This window comes from Methylobacterium variabile (assembly GCF_001043975.1).
In the GTDB taxonomy this organism is placed as follows: Bacteria; Pseudomonadota; Alphaproteobacteria; order Rhizobiales; family Beijerinckiaceae; genus Methylobacterium; species Methylobacterium variabile.
The window spans coordinates 1-21,010 of record NZ_LABY01000023.1; the positions used below are offsets into that span (position 1 = coordinate 1).

21 protein-coding genes and 1 pseudogene are annotated in these 21,010 nt (G+C 71.3%); 8 read left to right on the top strand and 14 right to left on the bottom strand.

Going from position 1 to position 21,010, the window contains the following annotated elements; translation table 11 throughout:
- A partial coding sequence (locus VQ02_RS03760) for a sugar transferase (protein WP_048442826.1) occupies positions 1-180 on the top strand: 180 nt, incomplete at its 5' end.
- A gap of 86 nt (positions 181-266) precedes the next feature.
- Here VQ02_RS03760 and VQ02_RS03765 read toward each other — a convergent pair.
- The 3 genes from VQ02_RS03765 to VQ02_RS03775 form a co-directional block, all read right to left on the bottom strand.
- Positions 267-2,264: a glycosyltransferase family 2 protein gene (locus VQ02_RS03765; RefSeq protein ID WP_048442827.1), complete on the bottom strand. Its 1,998-nt coding sequence runs from the start codon at positions 2,262-2,264 to the stop codon at positions 267-269.
- The gene (locus VQ02_RS03770; RefSeq protein ID WP_048442828.1) at positions 2,246-3,481 is read right to left on the bottom strand and encodes an HlyD family secretion protein; all 1,236 of its coding nucleotides are present in this window, start codon (positions 3,479-3,481) and stop codon (positions 2,246-2,248) included. Before VQ02_RS03770 ends, VQ02_RS03765 begins: the two co-directional genes overlap by 19 nt.
- 508 nt (positions 3,482-3,989) lie before the next feature.
- The gene (locus VQ02_RS03775) at positions 3,990-4,529 is read right to left on the bottom strand and encodes a Fur family transcriptional regulator (protein WP_083469030.1); all 540 of its coding nucleotides are present in this window, start codon (positions 4,527-4,529) and stop codon (positions 3,990-3,992) included.
- 164 nt (positions 4,530-4,693) lie between these two features.
- On the opposite strand from VQ02_RS03775, the gene VQ02_RS38665 reads away from it, so the two are divergent.
- The 3 genes from VQ02_RS38665 to VQ02_RS03785 are packed head-to-tail and all read left to right on the top strand — an operon-like array spanning position 4,694 to position 6,560.
- A complete protein-coding gene (locus tag VQ02_RS38665) occupies positions 4,694-4,855 on the top strand; it encodes a hypothetical protein (protein WP_209436973.1) in 162 nt (53 codons plus the stop codon).
- The gene (aztA, locus tag VQ02_RS03780) at positions 4,852-5,697 is read left to right on the top strand and encodes a zinc ABC transporter ATP-binding protein AztA (RefSeq protein WP_048442857.1); all 846 of its coding nucleotides are present in this window, start codon (positions 4,852-4,854) and stop codon (positions 5,695-5,697) included. Before VQ02_RS38665 ends, aztA begins: the two co-directional genes overlap by 4 nt.
- A gap of 38 nt (positions 5,698-5,735) precedes the next feature.
- Complete coding sequence (locus VQ02_RS03785) at positions 5,736-6,560, top strand: metal ABC transporter permease (protein ID WP_167350704.1); 825 nt, start codon at positions 5,736-5,738, stop codon at positions 6,558-6,560.
- Here the strand turns inward: VQ02_RS03785 and VQ02_RS35305 are convergent.
- Positions 6,545-6,730: a DUF2256 domain-containing protein gene (locus VQ02_RS35305; RefSeq protein WP_209436972.1), complete on the bottom strand. Its 186-nt coding sequence runs from the start codon at positions 6,728-6,730 to the stop codon at positions 6,545-6,547. The genes VQ02_RS03785 and VQ02_RS35305 overlap by 16 nt on opposite strands.
- A gap of 8 nt (positions 6,731-6,738) precedes the next feature.
- On the bottom strand, positions 6,739-7,605 hold the full coding sequence (locus VQ02_RS03790) for a methionyl-tRNA formyltransferase (protein ID WP_048442831.1): 867 nt from the start codon (positions 7,603-7,605) through the stop codon (positions 6,739-6,741).
- 231 nt (positions 7,606-7,836) lie between these two features.
- On the opposite strand from VQ02_RS03790, the gene VQ02_RS03795 reads away from it, so the two are divergent.
- Positions 7,837-9,459 carry a cryptochrome/photolyase family protein gene (locus VQ02_RS03795; protein ID WP_048442832.1) on the top strand — a complete coding sequence of 541 codons (1,623 nt, stop codon included), beginning with the start codon at positions 7,837-7,839 and terminating at the stop codon, positions 9,457-9,459.
- Here VQ02_RS03795 and bcsS read toward each other — a convergent pair.
- On the bottom strand, positions 9,382-10,161 hold the full coding sequence (bcsS, locus tag VQ02_RS03800) for a cellulose biosynthesis protein BcsS (protein WP_083469033.1): 780 nt from the start codon (positions 10,159-10,161) through the stop codon (positions 9,382-9,384). The two genes, VQ02_RS03795 and bcsS, sit on opposite strands and share 78 nt — an antisense overlap.
- Positions 10,162-10,576: 415 nt before the next feature.
- On the opposite strand from bcsS, the gene VQ02_RS03805 reads away from it, so the two are divergent.
- From VQ02_RS03805 to VQ02_RS03815, 3 genes and pseudogenes are all read left to right on the top strand, one after another.
- Positions 10,577-10,846 carry an usg protein gene (locus VQ02_RS03805; protein ID WP_048442833.1) on the top strand — a complete coding sequence of 90 codons (270 nt, stop codon included), beginning with the start codon at positions 10,577-10,579 and terminating at the stop codon, positions 10,844-10,846.
- Between the two features lie 372 nt (positions 10,847-11,218).
- Positions 11,219-11,842 carry an exopolysaccharide biosynthesis protein gene (locus VQ02_RS03810; protein WP_048442834.1) on the top strand — a complete coding sequence of 208 codons (624 nt, stop codon included), beginning with the start codon at positions 11,219-11,221 and terminating at the stop codon, positions 11,840-11,842.
- Between the two features lie 132 nt (positions 11,843-11,974).
- Positions 11,975-12,607 (top strand): annotated as a pseudogene (locus VQ02_RS03815) (LysE family translocator).
- Here VQ02_RS03815 and VQ02_RS03820 read toward each other — a convergent pair.
- From VQ02_RS03820 to VQ02_RS03855, 8 genes are all read right to left on the bottom strand, one after another.
- On the bottom strand, positions 12,604-13,221 hold the full coding sequence (locus VQ02_RS03820) for a nucleotidyltransferase family protein (RefSeq protein WP_048442835.1): 618 nt from the start codon (positions 13,219-13,221) through the stop codon (positions 12,604-12,606). The pseudogene VQ02_RS03815 and the gene VQ02_RS03820 overlap by 4 nt on opposite strands.
- Positions 13,214-14,257, bottom strand: a complete 1,044-nt coding sequence (locus tag VQ02_RS03825; RefSeq protein WP_048442836.1) for a molybdopterin-binding protein — start codon at positions 14,255-14,257, stop codon at positions 13,214-13,216. The genes VQ02_RS03820 and VQ02_RS03825 overlap by 8 nt, the downstream gene beginning before the upstream one ends.
- Positions 14,254-14,955 (bottom strand): XdhC family protein, encoded by a 702-nt coding sequence (locus tag VQ02_RS03830; protein WP_048442837.1) that lies wholly within the window; start codon positions 14,953-14,955, stop codon positions 14,254-14,256. The genes VQ02_RS03825 and VQ02_RS03830 overlap by 4 nt, the downstream gene beginning before the upstream one ends.
- Positions 14,952-15,275, bottom strand: a complete 324-nt coding sequence (locus tag VQ02_RS03835) for an XdhC family protein (protein WP_048442838.1) — start codon at positions 15,273-15,275, stop codon at positions 14,952-14,954. The genes VQ02_RS03830 and VQ02_RS03835 overlap by 4 nt, the downstream gene beginning before the upstream one ends.
- Before the next feature lie 71 nt (positions 15,276-15,346).
- Positions 15,347-16,555 carry a vWA domain-containing protein gene (locus tag VQ02_RS03840; protein ID WP_048442839.1) on the bottom strand — a complete coding sequence of 403 codons (1,209 nt, stop codon included), beginning with the start codon at positions 16,553-16,555 and terminating at the stop codon, positions 15,347-15,349.
- Entirely contained in the window at positions 16,555-17,472 is a 918-nt protein-coding gene (locus VQ02_RS03845) for an AAA family ATPase (protein WP_048442840.1), read from the bottom strand. The genes VQ02_RS03840 and VQ02_RS03845 overlap by 1 nt, the downstream gene beginning before the upstream one ends.
- Positions 17,473-17,608: 136 nt before the next feature.
- Positions 17,609-18,409, bottom strand: coding sequence for an FAD binding domain-containing protein (locus VQ02_RS03850; protein WP_048442841.1), 801 nt, complete (start codon positions 18,407-18,409; stop codon positions 17,609-17,611).
- 20 nt (positions 18,410-18,429) lie between these two features.
- The gene (locus VQ02_RS03855; protein ID WP_048442842.1) at positions 18,430-20,799 is read right to left on the bottom strand and encodes a xanthine dehydrogenase family protein molybdopterin-binding subunit; all 2,370 of its coding nucleotides are present in this window, start codon (positions 20,797-20,799) and stop codon (positions 18,430-18,432) included.
- Between the last annotated feature and the right edge of the window lie 211 nt (positions 20,800-21,010).

Genomic DNA, 21,010 nt, shown 5'->3' on the forward strand with positions numbered 1-21,010 from the left:
CCGGGCATCACCGGCTGGGCCCAGGTCAACGGCCTGCGCGGCGAGACGCTGACCGACACCGACATGCAGCGCCGCGTCGAGCACGACCTGTTCTACATCGACAACTGGTCGCTCTGGTTCGACCTCAGGATCCTGGTGATGACGGTGGTGGCGAGGAGCGCGTTCAAGAACGCGTATTGAGGGTCAGGTCCGCCCCCGTACGTCGACGTCGTCGAGGGGTGGGCCGCTGGACGCCGCGACGCGCCGTGCAGGCGGGGCACAATCCGTCATGCCGCGGCGCGCGCGGTACGGCCGAACATGCGTGACCACAGGCCGCTGACGATCGCCGACTTGTCGAGCTCGTGGATCTCCTGCGAGTACTCTCCGGTATAGAGCTTCACGATCATGAGGTCGCGGCACTCGCCCTCCAGCTCGTAGCTGAACCTCATGGCGAACCTGCCCGACGTGAGGCGGGACACCTGCGCGACCGTGCAGCGCAGCGGCGGGAAGTGCTCCATCTCGACGGTCATCGAACCGCCGGCCGTCGCACCCGGCTCGGTCTCGAGCTCCGCGATGCCGCCCTCGAGCGAGAGGCTCGTGATCCGGCCCGCGAGCGCCGCTCCCCCGATTGCCATCCTGGCCGGCTCGTCGGTCGCGAAGCTGTCGAGGAGCGGTCGCGGCTTCTCGAAGCAGATCAGGGCTGCCACCATCAGGACCGCGATGTTGATGACCGCCCAGTACGCCGAGACGACGGAGAACTCGCCCTCCCCGATCCGTGACCACTCGGGAACCACGTTGACGACGAGGCCGAGCGCCGTGACCGCGATCCAGAAGGCGATCGAGAAGAACGTGTACGCGTCGAACTCCGATTCCTCGTTGCCGGACCCCTTGGGGGTCACCCGGAACGGCACGCCGAACGGCTTGATCAGGCTCGAGACGACGACTGGAAGCATCCGGAAGGTCGCGAAGGCCCCCACGGCCGAGGAGATGAGCGGCAGGTAGCGTGTCGGCGTGAGCCAGCCCATCAGCAGGAAGTAGGCCGTAAGCACGGGAAGCTGATACCAGATGATATCCTGGGTGCCGGTGAAGTACAGTGGTGCCGCCCCGGTCCAGAGATAGACGGCGGGAACGACCAGGATCACGAACCGCACCGTGTACTGGACGATCCATGACAAGGGCAGGAACATGACGCGCTGAAACAGGGTCAGGCCCGGTCCGCGGAGCGGTCCGTTGTGCAGGTAGATCGTCTGGATGCCGCCGCGGCACCAGCGGCCGCGCTGGACGAAGTAGCCTTTCAGGTTCTCGGCCGCGAGGCCCATCGAGAGACGCTCGTTGAGGTAGCGCGTCTTGTAGCCCTTGTTGAGGAGCGCGAGGGTGGTGAGCAGGTCCTCCGTGATCGAATCGTGCGGGAAGCCGCCGATCTCCGCGATGGCGGAGCGCCGCGCGATCGAGCATGAGCCGCAGCAGAAGCTGACGTCCCAGGCATCGCGGCTCGCGGCCATCTCGTCGAAGAACAGGCGCTGCTCGTCGGGCCAGACCTTCTCGAGGCTGAGGTTGGACTGGACCGGGTCCTTGTTGAAGAAGTGCTGCGGCGTCTGGACGATGCCGATCGTCGGATCCTGGAAGAACGGCACTGTGCGGCGCAGGAAGTTGCGGTACGGCACGAAATCGGCGTCGAAGATGGCGATGAAATCTCCTGACGACACGGTCAGGCCGTGATTCATGTTGCCCGCCTTGGCGTGCGAGTTGTCGGGCCGCGTGACATGGACGACGCCCTTCTGCTCGCAATAGTCTCTCAGCCAGTCGCGCCTCTTGTCGTCCAGGACGTAGATTTTGAGCTTGTCCTTCGGGTAATCGAGGGCGAGCGCGCCGACGATGGTGCGTTCCAGAACGTCGAGCGGTTCGTTGTAGGTCGGGATGAACACGTCCACCGTGGGCAGGTCGGCGGCGTCGCGGGCGAAGAAGTCCCGTTCGAGCCGGTCCGCCTCGGCGCTGCGGTTCACGTACCGGCTCATGGCGACGAGGAACAGCAGGATGTCCGCGAAGGCGCCGAGCTCGACCAGGAAGACGAACCACGTCCAGAGAAAGCCGAAGCTCCAGTCCATCGGATAGGGGAGCACCGTGGAGAAGAAGCGCCAGACGAGGTAGCGCACGGCGACCGCGAGCACGAAGGCGCAGGTGATGGCCCGCGACCACGTCGCGTCCCGCGGCCAGTTCAGGCTGAGGATGAAGAAGAAGGCCGCGACGAGGAGGGTCGGGGCGAAGTCTACGAGATGCTGAACCACAGGTTCTTCACCAGGTTGAGAAGCTGGTAGCGCCGGGTGGCGCGCGCGATCCGGACCTGCACCGAGCGCCCGACCTGGCAGAAATTCGCGAAGTCGCGCTGCATCGCGTTCGGCTCGAGCGCGACGCGGATGCGGGCGCTCTTGCCGCGGCTCTCCGGCGGCACGGCCGCCAGCACCATCTCCTCGACGGCGGCGCTCGACCCGCGCACCGACAGGACGGTGCCGAGGATGAGCTGGCTGCTGCCGAGGAGGCGCACCTCTGCCGTCGCGCCCGGCCTGATGTCGTCGTAGTCGATCTCGTTGACCAGGATGTCGACGAAGAGGTCCCGGCAGTCGAGGAGTCGCGTGAGCTCGTTGCCGACGACCACGTTGGACCCGGCCACCACGTTGTTGCGCCAGATCACGCCGTCGAAGGGGACGCTGACGACCGCGGTCGAGAGCCTGTCGTTGCGTTCACGCTCCAGCTCGATCTGCCGCTCCAGCTGCTGGATGCGGGCGCGCTCGGCGCGGGCCTGCATCTGCACGTTCGCGAGCTGGATCGCGACCTCGTCCTGACGCTGCTGCGAGTAGGGGACGTCGTTGCGCCCCTCGCCGACGAAGGTGCCTTTCCTGAGCGCCTCCAGCTGACGCGTCAGGCGCTCCAGGTCGGCCCTGGCGATCGCCTGCTCGCTGGTCGCCGCGACCGAGGCGGCGCGCGCCTGCTCGACGGAGCTGCCGGCCACGACACCGGTCGCTCCGAGCGTCGTCTTGCGGACCAGATCCGCCTGCGCGGAAACCTGCTGCGCCTGCGCGGCCGTGATCCGCTGCTGGCGGATGACGATCTCCTGCTGGATCCCGGTGATGCTGGCCTGCTGGTATTCCTTCAGCCGTCCCGCGAGATCGTTCTTCATCGCCGTGAGGGAGCTGATCTGCCCTTCGAGCGCCCGCAGCCGCTCGCGGGTCGCACCGAGATCCGCCTCCAGCTGCGCCTCGGCCGTCCGTGCGATCCGCTCGTTCCTGATCTGAAACAGGGGCTCGCCTTCCGGGACCGCCGTGCCGACCTTCGGGGGGGTTGCGGACACCACACCCTCGATCGGCGCGGCGATGACGGTGAAGCGGGCGTTCACCGTCCCGTCGAGGCTCGTGTAACCGGTCAAGGCCGGGAGGATCGCCAGGATGGCGGCTCCAAGCAGCAGCACGCCGATGAGGATGCGCGTCGCTCGGCTGTTCCAAAGCATCCATGAGGCCCCATTGTTCTTATGGTGCCCGTTACAACGATCGAAGCGAGGTTTTGGTTCATGCGATAAAGATTATAATTTTATCTAAAACATGATATATCGGCATAGTCGCGACAGTAAATCGAATATAATACATCATGATCGCTCGCCTAAAGTACGTATTACCGTGATGATGAATGCGTATGCTGAGATGCACATGAATCCGGCGTCTTTACTTGTGACGTGAATATTCCAGGCAATAAAACCAAGGGTTGTGTTTCCTGATGCGCCCGGATGCCGCGCGGCGTCCTGCCGGTGCGAACTTGGGCGCAGGAGGGTGCGTTCTCGACCGGCGCGTCGATTACGGCCGGCGCGACAGAACCTTCGCGCCGGCCCACGCCAGCTCGTCGGGTCTCGACGCCGCGCGATGCAACGGCCCGACGACTGCCGGCACCCGGTGCCGCAGGCCGGATCGCACGCGATGAAGTCCGATCGCGAGGCGGGGAACGGCCCAAACCCGGCGGACGGCTCAGCCCTCCTCCTGCCGCCCCTGGCAAGCCCCGCACTCGCCCTCGATCTCGACGATGCGGCTCGCCGGCTTGAACCCCGCCTGCGCCAGGGTGTGGTCGAGGCTGCGCTCGATCTCGGCCGAGATGGTCTCGTCGACGCTGCCGCAGCTGCGGCAGATCAGGAACACCGCGCTCTCGCCGGCGCCGTGGCCGTGCTCGCAGGGCACGAAGGCGTTGCGGCTGGCGATGCGGTGGACGAGGCCGTGCTCGGTCAGGAAGTCGAGGGCGCGGTAGACCGAGACCGCCGCGACGCGCTTGCCCGGGGCGCTCAGGCGCTCCGCGATGTCGTAGGCGCCGAGAGGCCGGCCCTCCTCCGCCACCACTTCGAGGGTGCGCCGCCGCAGGGTCGTGAACTGCAGGCTGAGATCCTGCGCCAGCCGCTCCGCCCGCGCCATCAGCTCGGCCCTCCGCGCCGGTCCGAGGGCGCCGTGGCCATGGGACTCATGCCCGTGTGCCTGGTGCCGGTGCGCGTCTTGCCCGCAGCGTCCGTGCTCGTCCATGCGCAAACCTCCCGTGCCGTCCTACCCCAACCCGGCAGCGGTTGACAGGTCTTGCCTGTTACAGTGTAACGATCGGCGCTTGGGCGGCCGCCGGCCGCCCTCCATATGGGGCTCGCGACGGCGCCCGCCGAGGGCGCTACCCGAACCCGAGCGACGATTCGCCGATGCCGCACACCGAAGGGCCCGCCATGCCGGCCGACGCCGCCGTCCCGCGCCGGGTGCCGGCGCCGTTCTCCCTCCTGCGGCAGGGGCTCGGGCCGCGCCTCGCCGTCGCCGCCCTGCTGGCGGCGGCGCTCTGGGCCCTGATCGGGTGGGCGATGGCGTGACCGCACCGGTCCAGCTCCCCGCGCCGGGCGGCGCCCTGGTGTTCCGCGGCCTGACCCTCGGCTACGCCCGTCATCCGGCCGTCCACCACCTCGACGGCACGATCGCCGCCGGCTCCCTGACCGCGGTGGTCGGGCCGAACGGCGCCGGCAAGTCGACCCTGCTCAAGGGCATCATGGGCGAGATCGCGCCCCTCGAGGGCGAGGTCGTCCGCCCGGGCCTGGCGCGTCAGGACATCGCCTACCTGCCCCAGGCCGCGGAGATCGACCGCGCGTTCCCGATCAGCGTCTTCGACCTCGTGGCGATGGGGCTGTGGCGCCGGGTCGGCCCCTGGCGCTCGCTCAAGCCGCACCGGGCCGCCGTGGAGGCGGCCCTGGCCGCGGTCGGGCTCACCGGCTTCGAGCGCCGGCCGATCGGCACCCTCTCGGGCGGCCAGCTGCGCCGCGCCCTGTTCGCCCGCGTGCTGCTCCAGGACGCCCGGGTGATCCTGCTCGACGAGCCCTTCGCGGCGATCGACGCCCGCACCACCGACGAGCTCCTGGCGCTGGTGCGCGGCTGGCAGGCGGAGGGCCGCACGGTGGTGGCGGTGCTGCACGACCTCGATCAGGTGGGGCGGCACTTCCCCTCGACCCTGCTGCTGGCCCGGGAGGCCGTGGCCTGGGGCGCCACCGCCGAGGTGCTGGTGCCCGACAACCTGCGGCGGGCCCGCAGGCTCTGCGAGGCCTGGGACGAGGAGGCGCCGGTCTGCCGGGCCCCTTCCGCCGCCCACCGCCACGACCATCCCGAGCGGGACGAGCCGGACCACGCGCCGCACGGCCACCACACCCACGGGCACGTCGCGTGATCGATTTCCTGACGGCTCCCTTCGTCGAGTTCGCCTTCATGCGCCGGGCCCTCGCCGGCTGCGTCGCCCTGTCGGTCGGCGCGGCCCCGGTGGGCGTCTTCCTCACCCTGCGGCGCATGAGCCTGATGAGCGAGGCGATGAGCCACGCCATCCTGCCGGGGGCCGCGGTCGGGTTCCTGTGGGCCGGGCTGTCGCTGCCGGCGATGACGCTCGGCGGCCTCGTCGCCGGCCTCGCGGTGGCGCTGCTGTCGGGCTTCGTCGCCCGCTCGACGGTTCTGCGCGAGGATGCGAGCCTCGCCGCCTTCTACCTCATCTCCCTGGCCGGCGGCGTGCTGCTGATCTCGGCGCGGGGCTCTTCGATCGACCTCCTGCACATCCTGTTCGGCACGGTGCTGGCCCTCGACGACGACGCCCTGCTGCTGCTCGGCGGCATCGCCACCGTGACCCTCGCGGTCCTGGCGATCGCCTACCGGCCACTGGTGATGGAATGCGTCGATCCGCTGTTCCTGCGCTCGGTCGGCCGGGCGAGCGGGCCGGTGCATTACTGCTTCCTGGCGCTGGTGGTGCTCAACCTCGTCGGCGGCTTCGCGGCCCTCGGGACGCTCCTCGCCGTCGGCCTGATGCTGCTGCCGGCGGTCACCGCCCGGTTCTGGGCCCTCGACCTCACCGGCCTGATGCCGGCGGCGGTGGTGCTCGCGCTCATCGCGAGCGTGTCGGGGCTGCTCGTCTCGTATTACGGCAGCCTGCCGACCGGACCGGCGATCGTGCTGACCGCGGGCGTGCTCTACCTCGCCTCGATGCTGCTCGGGCCCCGCGGCGGCCTGGTCTGGCGCCTGGTGCCGGCCCGTCACCTGGAGGCGTGATCCTCCGGATGCCGCGGCGCCTCGCCCCGCCGCGCCTCCCGCCGGCAGGCCTCCGAGCAGTAGCGCACCTCGTCCCAGACCCGCTCCCACTTCTTGCGCCAAGCGAAGGGCCGGCCGCACTGGGCGCAGACCTTCTGCGGCAGGTCGCCCTTGCGGCGCATCCTCGGCATCGGCGGCCTCAGCGCCCGAGATTGGCCACGTCGGCGAGCGCGACGCTGCTCCAGCGCGTGATCTGCACGTAGCCGTCCCGAACCGCCACCACGATGTGGCGGCGGTAGTGGTGCACCACCGTGCCGGGCGTGTGGCGATGGGGCTCCGTCCAGCCGTGCGCCTCCTGGACGAAGATGCGGTTGTCGTTGATCCGCGCCAGGGTCTCGATGGCGCCGAAGGCCCGGACCCGGCGCAGCACCGCTTCGACCGGCTGGCGGAAGTCGAGGGTCCGGTCGAGGTCGCTCACCCGCGCCCAGTAGGCGCCGTCGCCCTGCGGCTCGGCGGACCGCCAGCGGGCCGGCAGCTCCCGGGCGATCGGCCCGCGGGCGAGGCGCATCGCCGCCATCTGGCAGCGGGCGAGCAGGGACTCGTGGGTCTCCGCCGCCGAGAGCGGGAAGATGTCCTGGGCCAGGATGTCGCCGGTGTCGAAACCCTCCTCGGCGAGCACGTGGGCGGTCACGCCCCAGCTCTCGTAGGAGTCGAGGATGGCACGGAACAGCGGGTAGGGCCCGCGCCCGTCCGGCAGCGGCGAGGGATGGATGTTGAGGGCGTAGCGGACCCGGCCGGGCCAGCCGGTGACGAGCCAGGGATAGCCCGCCACCACCAGGGCCCAGTCGCGGCCATGCTCGGCCGACAGGGCTTCGATGTCGGCGACGCGGATGCGCGAGAGCTGGATCGGCACGCGGTGCCGCCGCGCCAGGGCCACGACCGCCTCGTTGTGGTCGTAGATTCCGTCGCAGGGGCGGCTGAACAGCTTGATCGGCTGCCAGCCCGAAGCGGCCAGCGCCTCGAACACACCGCCGAGGAAATCGATGCCCGCAAAGGCGAATTTCACGTTACGGCTCCTTCCGCCGGCCCCTGCGTCAGTTCGGCCCGGCTCGCCCCCCGGGGCCGGCATCCGCGACCGCCCTAGCTAAAGTTATGGGCAGCGGGAAGGGAGCCGCAATGGCGCGGACGTTAATCGACGCCGGGACCGCCCGCGCGGCGGCCCGGGCCCGGCGCGAGCGCAGCCACGTGCCGTCCGCCTGCGCATGACGGGCCGAGTGCCGTTGAGAGGACGCGTCTCATGGGGCTGACCCCGCCTCGCGCCCTTCGCCTCGTCCTCGGCGACCAGCTCCATCCGCGGCTCGCCGCCCTCGCCGACCTCGATCCCGCCGCCGACACGGTGCTGATGGTCGAGGTCGTCGAGGAGGCGACCTACGTGCGGCATCACAAGCAGAAGCTGGTGCTGGTGCTGTCCGCCATGCGCCACTTCGCGGAGGAGCTGCGCGGGCGCGGCGTCGCGGTGGATTACGTCGCCCTCGACGACCCGGACAACACCGGCTCGTTCACCGGTGAGGTCGTCCGCGCGGCCGCCCGCCACCGGCCCGACCGGATCGTCGTGACCGAGGCCGGCGAGTGGCGCGTCGAGGCGATGATGCTGACCTGGGAGGACAGGCTCGGCGTCCCGGTCGAGATCCGGGACGATACCCGCTTCCTCTGCCCGCGCCCGGTCTTCGCCCGCTGGGCGGAAGGGCGCGAATCGTTGCGGATGGAGACCTTCTACCGCGCCATGCGCCGGCGCACCGGCTTCCTGATGGAGGGCCGCGCGCCGGCGGGCGGGCGCTGGAACTTCGACCACGACAACCGCCGCCGCCTGCCCCCGGGCCACACCGTGCCGGAGCGCCGGCGCTTTCCGCCCGACGCGGTGACGCGGGAGGTGATGGCCCTCGTCGGCCGCCGCTTCCCCGCGCATTTCGGCGACCTCGACGGCTTCGCCTGGCCGGTCTGCCGCGCGCAGGCGCTCGAGGCCCTCGGACATTTCCTCGACGAGTGCCTGCCCGCGTTCGGCGACTACCAGGATGCCATGCGCGCGGGTGCGCCGTTCCTGTACCACGGCCTGATCGCGCCGGCCCTCAATCTCGGCCTCCTCGACGCCGAGGAGGTCTGCCGCGCGGCGGAAGCACGGTGGCGCGAGGGCCGGGCACCCCTCAACGCCGTCGAGGGCTTCGTCCGCCAGATCCTCGGCTGGCGCGAATACGTGCGCGGCCTCTACTGGGCCCGGATGCCGGACTACGCCGACACCAACGCCCTCGGCGCCACCCGCGACCTGCCGTGGTTCTACTGGTCGGGCGAGACCGCCATGGCCTGCCTCGCCGAATGCGTGCGCGATACGCGGGCCCATGCCCACGCCCACCACATCCAGCGCCTGATGGTGCTCGGCAACTTCGCGCTGCTCGCCGGACTCGCACCGCGCCAAGTCGAGGAATGGTTCCTGGAGGTCTACGCCGACGCCTACGAGTGGGTCGAGCTACCGAACGTCCACGGCATGGCGCTCTGGGCCGATGGTGGCCTTCTCGGCTCGAAGCCCTACGCCGCCTCGGGCGCCTACATCGACCGGATGTCGGATTACTGCCGCGGCTGCGCCTACGACGTGCGCCGGAAGAGCGGACCGACGGCCTGCCCGTTCAACTACCTGTACTGGAACTTCCTGATCGCGCACGAGGACCGCCTGCGCGAGAACCCGCGCCTCGCCATGCCCTACCGCACACTGGCGACGATGGCCCCGGCCCGCCGGGACGAGATCGTCGCGGACGCCACCCGCTTCCTCGATTCCCTCGCCGCCGGGCCGTCAGAGGGGCAGCCAGGCCGTCAGGGTGCCGTAGATGCCCGGCCGCCGGATCTGTTCCTCGTAGACCCAGCCCGCTGAGACCCGGAACCTCAGCTGCGGCAAGGACATCTGCGGCAGGATGATCTGCGGCAGGCCGAAATCGGTGGCGTGCAGGCCGAGGCTCCATTTCCGGTACCCGGTGCGGTCGGCGTAGAGCGCCGCCTCCGGGCCGAGATAGGCCTCGCTCAGCGCAGGCAGCCTGACGCCCCAGGACACCCGGCCCCAGGCGCTCCAGCGGGCGGTGCCGCCGATCAGAGTCGCGGTCACGAGCGTCGCGTCGGTCGGCCGGGCCCAGAGCTCCGCCTGCATCCGGGCGCCGAGGCGCGGCGCCGGCAGCCGCTCCGTCCCGGGGCTGTCCAGCACCTCGAAGGCGAGTTCGGGTCCGGCGAACAGGGCCGCCACGCCCCAGTCGCGAGCCCATTGCCACCCGGCCACCGCTCCCGCCTGCACGGTGTGGCGCAGGGTCCGGGGCGGCCGGCCCGCCTGCGCCCGCGGGTCGCCCCACCAGTCCCGCTCCGGCCGCAGGCCGTAGCCCAGGGTGGCGAGGGTCACGGGGCCGTCCCGGCCGACCCCGTCGGGCGCGAACTTGGCGCCCGCGCTCACGAAGGACGACCGTCCGGCATCAAGGCTGCCGAACAGCACCGTTCTGACCTCCTCCCGCTCGTCGGCGCGCGGCGCGTCCGGGCAGGCGAGGCTGACCGCCGCGCAGAGCAGGGCTGGACGAACCGGTGGGAGAGGCACGGCAGCCGTAAAGATCGTTGCTGAAACGGAAATATGTTTTTCAAAAAACCCTGCGTCAAGCTGCTGCCGATCCCTCGAAGAGCAAAGTTCACGGAGGCTCCGTCCCGCCGATCGACTCACCGCCCGGCCGCGTCGCGCGCGAGGGGACGGGTCTGCCCGGAGCGCCGCCGAAGACCAGGTTCGAGAGGAGTGTCAGCACTCGCGCGAACAGGCTGCTACGACTTGAAAAATCAAAGGATTAGCGGCGGTTTCCGCTTGAGCTTCATCATCCGTTAACCGCATCATCGGACGCTTGGTCGGCAAAGCGCCGGGACATGTCCCAACCGAGGCGGATGCCAGTTCGGCATCGGGGCGTGCGCCCAAGCAGAGACCCGGGAGTACCCGAGAAGGATCGTCGACACCGCGAGGAGGTTTCATGGTCTCGAAGGAGTTCATGCGTCAGATCGAGGGGTACGGCCTGACGACGGCCCACATCCTCTACCGCATTCCCGACCATCCCGGCGTGCTGCAGACCTTCGTCTGGCAGGACTACGATCTCGCCCCCCGGTTTCCGGTACTCACCGGCTTCCTGGATTTCTGGAAGCGCGAACTCGAGGGACCGCTGCACTCGGTCCGGGTGGCCCATTCCCAGCTGATCAAGCCGGCGGAGTTCCGCGCCGTGAACGGTGTTCTGACGCTCCACTGAAATCGGGGACGCGCGGCGTTTTTCCGCGCCGGCTGCCCTACGATTGCCCGCTTGACCGTGTGTGAGGCCGGCACGGCCGCGCTCTTCCGGGCGCGGCGATCACGTCGGTGAACCATGCACAGACGCATCCTCTCCGCGGCCGGGCCGCTTCGACGGCGGCTCGGACCACTCCTCGCGGCCGGCCCGACCAGCACGGATCGGGGACAGGGTCTCCACGCCCGCGGGTTGGCCCGGGCGGCGGAGTGGGCTAGAGGAGGCCGGGCGACCCCGGCCCGGGGCGCCGCGACCCCGCCGGTGAGTGCCGCGCCCCCCCTCGGGGGCAGCGCGACCCAGCCCGGGGGCGCCTCCCCGGCACCGGACGGCCAGAGCCCCGTGACGCAATTCGCCCGAACCTCCGAGGTCCTGACCGTCCTCGCCGCCCAGGAGACCGAGCGGCTGACCGTCGGGGACATCGTGGCGGTGCTGCGCGACCGGGCGTTCGCGCTCCTCGTCGTGCTGCTCGGCCTGCCCAACTGCCTGCCGATGCCGCCGCCGATCCCGCTGATCTGCGGCCTGCTCCTCGCCCTGGTGGCGGCGCAGATCGCCGCCGGCATGTCGGCGCCCTGGCTGCCCCGGTCGCTGCTCGGCCGCTCCATCGCCCGGGCCGACCTGCAGCGGGCGGTCGCCCGCGCGGTGCCGCTCCTGCGCCGGCTCGAGCGCTGGTCGCGGCCGCGGCTGCGGGTGTTCGAGAACGGCATCGGCATGCGCACCATGGGCGTGCTGCTGCTCGCCCTCTCCCTGGTGCTGATCGTCGCCGCCCCCCTCGTCGGCCAGATCCCCCTCGGCCTCGCCGTGACGCTGATGGGCCTCGGCCTCGTCGAGCGCGACGGCATCGTGGTGGCGGCCGGCCTCGGCGTCGGCGCCCTCGGCGTGCTCCTGAACCTCGGCTTCGTCTACGCCGTGTTCACGGCGGTGATGGGGCTCCTGAACCTCGGCGCCGCCGCCGCGGGGGGGTAGGCCGCCTCACGTCCGGGCGAGAGAGGGGCGCGGCCGGAGCCCGGACGAGCATCGGGCGCTGGTCGTGACCGGGATCCGCCGCGATGGGCGGGTCCGTGTGGAATACGTCGCATCACGGGCGGACCGGCGCGGATGTCCCTCTCGATCAACCTCCCCTTGATCCTCTCGGCGGCGTTCATCGCCAGTGCCAGCCCGGGTCCCGCGACCCTGGCGATCGCCGAAACCGCGATGCAGGCCGGGCGCCGGACCGGCCTCGCGCTCGCCCTCGGCGTCGTGACCGGGTCGCTGACCTGGTCGGTCGCCGCGGCGCTCGGGCTCGCCGCGGTCATGGCCGCGAGCGCCTGGACGCTGGAGGTGCTGCGCTACCTCGGGGGCACCTATCTCCTGCTGCTCGCCTACCAGTCGGCGCGCAGCGCGATCCACGGCTCGGCGGCCGTGGCGGCGCGGACCGGCGCCGTGCCGTCGGCGTCGCGGGCCTAGGCCAAGGGTCTCGCCCTGCACCTGGCCAACCCGAAGGCGATCCTCTTCTTCGGTTCGCTCTACACCCTCGGCCTCTCGCCGCGGACATCGCTGCCGGAACTGGCGCTGGTGATCGCCGCCGTCGGCCTGCAGAGCGCCGTCATCTTCACCGGCTACGCCTGGCTGTTCTCGAACGGCCGGATCACGCGGGGGTACCTGCGCCTGCGGCGCTGGTTCGAGGGCGCCTTCGCGGTGCTCTTCGCCGGGGCGGGCCTGAAGATCCTCACGTCGCGGCTGCCGACCTAGCCAGCTCCGGCAACGCCGTCCCCGGACAATCGCACCAGCACCTCCGGCGTATCGACGTCGATCAGCACCCCGGCCTCGTCCACCGGCAGCTCCAGCACGTCGTCGCGCTGCGCCAGCAGCGGGCCCGCGCCGCGGTCACCGGTGAGGCCGGCCAGGCCTGCGGCGAGGAGGCGACGGTTGAGCAGCACCGGATTGCCGCGCCTCCCATCCCGCGTCGGCACCACGGCGGAGGGCGCGACTGCCGCGGACCGGAACGCCCCGGCGAGCTCGACCAGCAGGCCGGGCCCGACCCGCGGCATGTCGCCGAGGAGCACGAAGGCCGCCGGGACCGCCTCCGGCAGCGCCGCGAGCCCGGCGCGGAGCGAGGTCGACAGGCCCTCCGCATAGTCGCGGTTCTCGACCAGGATCAGGGGCAGCCCGGTGAGCGCCTCGCGCATCTCGGCGCCCGCGTGGCCGAGCACCGCCACCACCGGGCCGAGATCCGCCGCCACCGCGGCCTCTGCCGCGTGGCGCACCAGCGGCCGGCCGTCGAGAACGCTTAGCAGCTTCGGGCTTGCGCCGAAGCGGGTGCCGCGGCCGGCGGCGAGCAGCACCGTGCCGACTGGCTCAACCATCGCCCTCTTGCTCCGCGCTCTCGCCACCATCCCGGGGCTGGGGCCGCGACACGATCTCCATCAGCAGGCCGCCGACTCCGAAGCCGACGACGTCGTCCCGGGTGACGGGCAGGCCGGCGAGGAGCCGCTGCAGCACCCAGTCGAAGCCATTCTCCTTCGGCGAGCGGGCGCAGCCGGGCGCCCCGATCACCGGCACGGGGTTCGGCGAAGCCTGGCCGAGGCGGCCGAGGAGCAGCAGGTTACCGGGATCGACCGGCATGCCGAGATGGTCGACGCGGCCGCCCGCCGCCTCGATCCCGGCCGGGATGACGTCGCGTCGGTCGGCGATGGCCGAGGCGCCGAACACCACCGCGAGCTCGGCGCCGTCCCGCTCGACCGCGTCGCGCAGGGCGCGCGCCACCGCGCCGGATTCGTGCGGCACCCTTGCCTCGCCCGAGAGGTGCGCGCCGGCCGGCGCGAGGCGGGCCTCGAGGGTGCGCAGGGTCTTGTCGACGACGCTCGGCTTCAGGCCGGGCAGCAGGGTCGAGATCGCCGCCACCCGGGTCAGGCGGTAGGGCGCGATCCGGATCGCCGGCGCGGCGGCGGCAAGCGCCCTGTCGAGCATCGCGCCCGGCACTGCGTAGGGAATGATCTTGACCGTCGCCACCATCTCGCCGGGCACGACCGGCTTGAACGGCACCAGGGTCGCGAGGGTCACGGCCTCGTCGATCCGGTTCACGGCGGCGATCGTCGCCTCGTCGAGGCAGAGCAGCCCCGCCTCTCCGGCGTGGAGGTTGGCCCGGCCGGTGAAGGGCGGCTCGGCGGTGACGCCCGGCCCCGCGACGGCGGCAGCGAGGCGCCGCGCCGCCTCGTCCTCGCCGACGTCGCCCGGCTCCAGCGCCACCGCCACCACCTCGGCGATGCCGGCAGCCTGAAGCCGCGCGGCGTCCTCCGCGCCGATCGGCCGGCCCTTCTTCACCACCGCCTCGCCGGCGCGCACCGAGTGGGCGGCGATGAGCCCGACGGCCTGCGCGACCGGGACCGGGCCGAACCTCATGCGGGTGCCCGGCGCCGATCCTGGCGCAGGGACGCGATCACCTGCGCCAGCACCGAGACGGCGATCTCGGCCGGGCTGACGGCGCCGATGTCGAGGCCGATTGGCGCCGCGATGCGGCCGATCTGCTCCTCGCTCAGGCCGGCGGCGGTCAGGCGCTCGACGCGCCGGCCGTGGGTTTTTCGCGAGCCCAGCGCCCCGACGTAGAAGCACTCGGCCCTGAGGGCCGCGACGAGCGCGGGATCGTCGATCTTGAGGTCGTGGGTCAGGGCCGCGACGGCGGTGTAGCGGTCGAGGGGCGGCAGCTGCGCCAGGGCGTCGTCCGGCCAGAGCGGCAGCAGCGCGACGCCGGGGAAGCGTTCCGGCGTCGCGAAGGCGGTGCGCGGGTCGATGATGGTGACGTCGAGGTCGGTCGCCTGCGCCATCGGTGCGAGGGCCTGGCTGATATGGACCGCGCCGACCACCACGAGGCGCGGCGGCGGCACCTGGACGGTGAGGAACAGCGACCGCCCCTCCGCCTCCACGATCCCGCTCTTGCCGGAGCGGAACCGGGCCATCAGCTCGGCGGCCAGCGGATCGCTCCCGGCCTCCGCCTCGCGCACCAGGCGCTGGCTGCCGCCCTCGGCGGTGTCGGTGACCAGGATGACGGCGCGGCGGGCGGCGCGCTCCCGGTTCATCTCCCGCAAGAGGTCGAGCTTCACGCGACCGGCTCGACCAGCACGCGGATGCGCCCGCCGCAGGACAGGCCGACCCGCCAGGCCGTCTCGTCGGCGACGCCGAACTCGAGCACCCGCGGCCGGCCGTCCTCGATCACGTCGGCGGCCTCGGCGATGACCGCCCCCTCGACGCAGCCGCCCGAGACGGAGCCGAGGAAGTTGCCCTCCTCATCGATGATGAGGTGGCTGCCGACCGGGCGCGGGGCCGAGCCCCAGGTCTCGATCACGGTGGCGAGCGCCACGCCGCGGCCGGCGTCGCGCCAGGCCTCGGCGGTGGCGAGGATGTCGGTGTCCGTCGACAGCATCGGAAGCGTCTCCAAGGGCGGTCGCCCCTCACAGGAGTCAGGGACGCGAGGCCCCTCACAGGAGGTAGGAATCAGCCGGCCTCGCGCAACCACGCCTTCGGCTCGCGGCCGCGCGGCTGGTGTGCGCCGAGCGCGCGGCAGAGGTCGGCCATGGCCGACAGGCTGTGGATCGGCCGGAAATCGTCGACGTGGGGCAGCATCGCCCGGATGCCGCTGGCCCGCGCCGAAAAACCCTCGAAACGCAGGAGCGGGTTGAGCCAGACCAGGCGCCGGCACGAGCGCCGCAGGCGATCCATCTCGTGGGTCAGCTCCGGCGTCACCTCGCGCTCAAGCCCGTCGGTGAACAGGAGCACCACCGCGCCGCCGCCGAGCACCCGGCGCGACCAGTGCCGGTTGAACAGGTGCAGGGCCTCGGCGATGCGGGTGCCCCCCTCCCAGTCCTGCGCCCGGGCGCTGGCGCGGGTCAGCGCCTCGTCGGGGTCGCGGCGGGTCAGCTCCCGGGTGATGTTGGTGAGCCGCGTCGCGAAGACGAAGCTGTGCACCCGACGCTGCTCGGAGAGCGCGTGCAGGAAGTGCAGGAACAGGCGGGAATACTCCGCCATCGAGCCGGAGATGTCACAGAGCGCCACGATCGGCGGCGGCCGCTCCCGCGGCGCCCGGAAGGCGAGGTCGATGGCGCCGCCGGCCCGCACCGTACGCTGGAAGCTGCGGCGCGGATCGATGCGCCCGCGCGGTCGCGCCTCGAACCGCCGCGTCCGGGTCGCGTCGTCGGGGAGCCGCAAGCCCGCGATCAGGCGGCGGGCCTGGGCGACCTCCTCGGCGCTCATCTGGGCGAAGTCCTTCGCCTTCAGCACCTCGGCCTGCGATACCGACAGGGTGACGGTGGTGAGGTCTTCGTCCGTGATCCGCGGCTTCGGTCGCTCCGCCTTCGGCGACAGCGCCTCCTGCACCCGGAGCGCCCCCGGGTTCGGGTCTTGACGCGGCGCCTTGTCGGGAGCGACCGGCGACATCTGGGCGATCATCTTCTCGATGAGATCGCGCCGGCGCCAGAAGAGCCGGAAGGCTTCGGCGAACAGGGCGGAGTGCTCGCGCCGGCGCACCAGCACGGCGTGGAGGGTCCAGTAGAAGTCCTCGCGGCTGCCGATGGCGGTGGCCTGGACCGCCTCGACGGCGTCGATCACGTCGCCGGGCCCGACCGGCACGCCGGCGGCGCGCAGGGCCCGGGCGAAGTAGGCGATGTTGTCGGGGAGCCGGCCGGAGCCCGCGGGACTCGGGCCCATCAGGCGCCGGGCCGGCCCGAGGACGCGGACCGCACCTCGTCCAGCAGCGCCTTGGCGCGGCCGCCCTGCATCGCCTGGATATCGTCCTGGTACTTCAGCAGCACCCCGAGGGTGTCGATGACGAGGGCCGGGTCGAGGGCGACGGCGTCGAGCTCGACGAGAGCCGTGGCCCAGTCCAGGGTCTCGGCGACGCCGGGCGCCTTGAACAGGTCCTCCTTGCGGATCGCCTGCACGAAGGCGACCACGTCGCGGGACAGGGCTTCGGCAGCGTCCGGCAGGCGGGTGCGCAGGATCTGCAGCTCGCGCTCGGCGTCCGGGTAGTCGACCCAGTGATAGAGGCAGCGGCGCTTGAGGGCGTCGTGGATCTCGCGGGTGCGGTTCGAGGTCAGGATCACCACCGGAGGCTCCGGCGCCCGGACGGTGCCGAGCTCGGGAATCGTGACCTGGAAGTCGGACAGGACCTCGAGCAGGAAGGCCTCGAAGGCCTCGTCGGTGCGATCCAGCTCGTCGATCAGCAGCACCGGCGCCCCGCCCTCCGCCGGCTCTAGCGCCTGGAGCAGCGGCCGGCGGATCAGGTAGCGCTCGGAGAAGAGCTCGGATTCGAGCCGCTCGCGGTCGACGCTGCCGCCGGCTTCGGCGAGGCGGATCGCCATCATCTGACCGGCATAGTTCCACTCGTAGACGGCGGCCGCGACGTCGAGCCCCTCGTAGCATTGCAGCCGGATCAGCGGCCGCCCGAGGGACTTGGCCAGCACCTTGGCGATCTCGGTCTTGCCGACCCCGGCCTCGCCTTCGAGGAACAGCGGCCGCTTCAGCTTGAGCGACAGGAACACCACGGTGGAGAGCGCCCGGTCGGCGACGTAGCCGGCGGAGGAGAGCAGCGCCTGGGTGGCGTCGATGGAGGTGGGGAGATTCATCGTGGCGGAGGCTGTTTCTCGCAGGTGGGGAGGCTTCCGCCGGGGGTGGAGCGTCGTTTCGACGGGGAATATTGGAGAGGGACGCCTCCGATCCAGCCCTCCCCCGCAAGAGGGGGGGAGGGTTGGGTACGGCGCCCTACCGATCAGCCGCCTTCTGCACCGCGCGCCGGGCCATCACGCCGATCAGGTGGGCGCGATACGCAGCATCCGCATGGATGTCGCTGTTGAGCCCGTCCGCCGACGGCGACATGCCTTCCAGCGACTTGGCGGCGAAGCGCTTGCCCAATGCCTCCTCGGCCTCGGTCCAGCGGAACACGCCGTTCGAGCCCGCGCCCGTCACCGCGACGCGGATGTCGCTCGGCCGCTTGGCGACGAACACGCCGACCAGGGCGTAGCGCGAGGCTGGGTTGCGGAACTTCTCGTAGGCCGCCTTGTGCGGGATCGGGAACGAGACGCCGGTGACGATCTCGCCCTCCTCCAGCGCGGTCTCGAACAGGCCGGTGAAGTACTCTTCCGAGGTCAGCTTGCGCTTGTTGGTGCTGATCGTGGCGCCCAGCGCCAGGCAGGCCGCCGGGTAATCCGCCGCCGGGTCGTTGTTGGCGACCGAGCCGCCGATCGTGCCGCGGTGGCGCACCGCCGGGTCGCCGATCAGCGCCGCGAGCTCGGCGAGCGCGGGGATCGCCTCGCGCACCTCGGCGGAATCCGCCACCGCGCCGTGGGTGGTCATCGCGCCGATCGTCACCGAGCGCGGGCTGCGCTCGATGCCGACGAGGTCCGGCACCTTGCCGAGATCGATGAGCGTGCCCGGTGCGGCGAGCCGCTGCTTCATCGTCGGGATCAGGGTGTGGCCGCCGGCGACGATCTTGGCGTCCTCGCCGGCGAGGAGGCTCGCGGCCTCTTTCAGGCTGGTCGGCTGGTGGTAGGCGAAAGCGTACATGATGCTCTCCAGACTTGATCTTATTCCGCCGCTTCCGGACGCAGGTGGGGACTTCCTTGCGCGGCCCGCCACACCGCCAGCGGGGTGGCCGGCATCGCGATGCTCTCGTGGCCCAGCGCGTCGGTGAGGGCGTTCATCACCGCCGCCGGGGCCGCGATGGCGCCGGCCTCGCCGCAGCCCTTGATGCCGAGCGGGTTCGACGGGCACGGGGTCACCGTCATGCCGACCTCGAACGAGGGCAGGTCCTCGGCGCGCGGCATGCGGTAATCCATGAAGCTCGCGGTGACGAGCTGCCCGTCCGAATCGTAGAGCGCGCCCTCGAACAGGGCCTGTCCGACGCCTTGCGCGATGCCGCCATGGACCTGGCCCTCGACGATCATCGGGTTGATGACGTTGCCGAAATCGTCGACCGCGGTGAACTTCTCGATGGTGACGACGCCGGTATCGGGATCGACCTCGAGCTCGCAGATGTGCATGCCGGCCGGGAAGGTGAAGTTGGTGGGATCGTAGAACGCCCCCTCCTTCAGCCCGGGCTCGAGCTGCGCGCCGCTGAACTTGTGCGCGACGTAGGCCTGGAGCGCCACCTCGCCGAAGGCCAGCGACCTGTCGGTGCCGGCGACCGAGAAGCGGCCGTCCTTGAACTCGATGTCGTCCTCGCCGGCCTCGAGCGCGTAGGCCGCGACCTTGCGGCCCTTGGCCACCACCTTGTCGATCGCCTTGGCGATGGCCGACATGCCGACCGCGCCGGAGCGCGAGCCGTAGGTGCCCATGCCGAACTGCACCTTGTCGGTGTCGCCGTGCACGATGGTGACGCTCTCGATCGGCACGCCGAGCCGGTCTGAGACGAGCTGGGCGAAGGTGGTCTCGTGGCCCTGACCGTGGCTGTGCGAGCCGGTCAGCACCTCGATCGAGCCGGTGGGATTCACCCGCACCTCGGCCGATTCCCACAAGCCCACGCCGGCGCCGAGCGAGCCCACCGCCTGCGACGGGGCGATGCCGCAGGCCTCGATGTAGGACGAGAAGCCGATGCCGCGAAGCTTGCCGTTGCGGGCGCTCTCGCGTCGCCGCCGCGCGAAGCCCTTGTGGTCGGCGATCTCCAGCGCCTTGTCGAGCGAGGCCGAATAGTCGCCGCCATCGTACATCATGATGACCGGCGTCTGGTGCGGGAAGCTCTTGATGTAGTTCTTGCGCCGGAACTTCGCCGGGTCCTGGTTGAGCTCCCGCGCGGCGACCTCGACCAGGCGCTCGATGACGAAGGTCGCCTCCGGCCGCCCGGCGCCCCGATAGGCGTCGACCGGCGCGGTGTTGGTGTAGACGCCGTCCACCTCGCAGTAGATCGCCGGGATGTTGTACTGGCCCGACAGGAGCGGCGCGTAGAGGTACGTCGGGACCGACGAGGAGAAGGTCGACAGGTAGGCGCCGAGATTGGCGATGGTGTGGACCTTGAGGGCCAGGATCTTCCCGCCCTCGTCCGTCGCCAGTTCCGCGTGGGTGACGTGGTCGCGCCCGTGGGCATCGCACAGGAACGCCTCGGTGCGGTCGCTCGTCCACTTCACCGGCCGGCCGACCTTCTTCGCCGCCCAGACGCAGACCGTCTCCTCGGCGTAGATGAAGATCTTCGAGCCGAAGCCGCCGCCGACGTCGGGCGCCACGACCCGGAGCTTGTTCTCCGGCGCGATGCCGATGAACGCCGAGAGCACGAGGCGCGCGACGTGCGGGTTCTGGCTCGTGGTGTAGAGGGTGAAGGCCTCTTCCGCCTCGTCGTACTCGCCGACGGCGGCGCGGGGCTCGATCGGGTTCGGCACCAGGCGGTTGTTGACGATGTCGAGCTTGGTGACGTGCGCCGCGCGGGCGAAGGCCGCCTCGACGTCGGCCTGGTTGCCGAGGTGCCAGTTGAACACCGTGTTGTCGGGGGCGACGTCGTGCACCACCGTCGAGGCGCCGGCCGCCTTCGCGGTCTCGACCACCGCCGGCAGGAGATCGTAGTCGACGGTGATCGCCTCGGCGGCGTCCTTGGCCTGGGCCAGGGTCTCGGCAATCACCACCGCGACGTGGTCGCCGACGTAGCGCACCTTGCCCTGGGCCAGCGCCGGGTGCGCCCCGGCCTTCATCGGCGTGCCGTCCTTGGAGTGGATCATCCAGCCGCAGATCAGCCCGCCGACCTTGTCGGCCGCCAGGTCCTCGCCGGTCAGGATCGCGACCACGCCCGGCATCGCCGCGGCGGCCGCTTTGTCGATGCCGCGGATCTCGGCGTGGGCGTGCGGCGAGCGCAGGAAGTACGCGTAGGCCTGGCCCGGACGGTTGTAGTCGTCGACGTAGCGGCCTTTGCCGGTGATGAAGCGCTGGTCTTCCTTGCGGCGCACCGAGGCGCCGATGCCGGTGGCGGTCATGTGCGTGTCTCTCCCGGATCTGGCCTCGCGGGCCGGCGTCACGGGGCCGGCCTCGTTCTGTCGTGGCGTGTTGTTGTTGGTCCGGATGGCGCGGACGGGTTTTTCGTACGGCGCAGGTTGTGAACCCTCTCCCCTCCGTGGGGAAGGCTGGCGAGCGGCGCGAGCCAGGAGAGGGGGCGCCGTCTCCGGAAAGATCGCGATCGATTTGGAC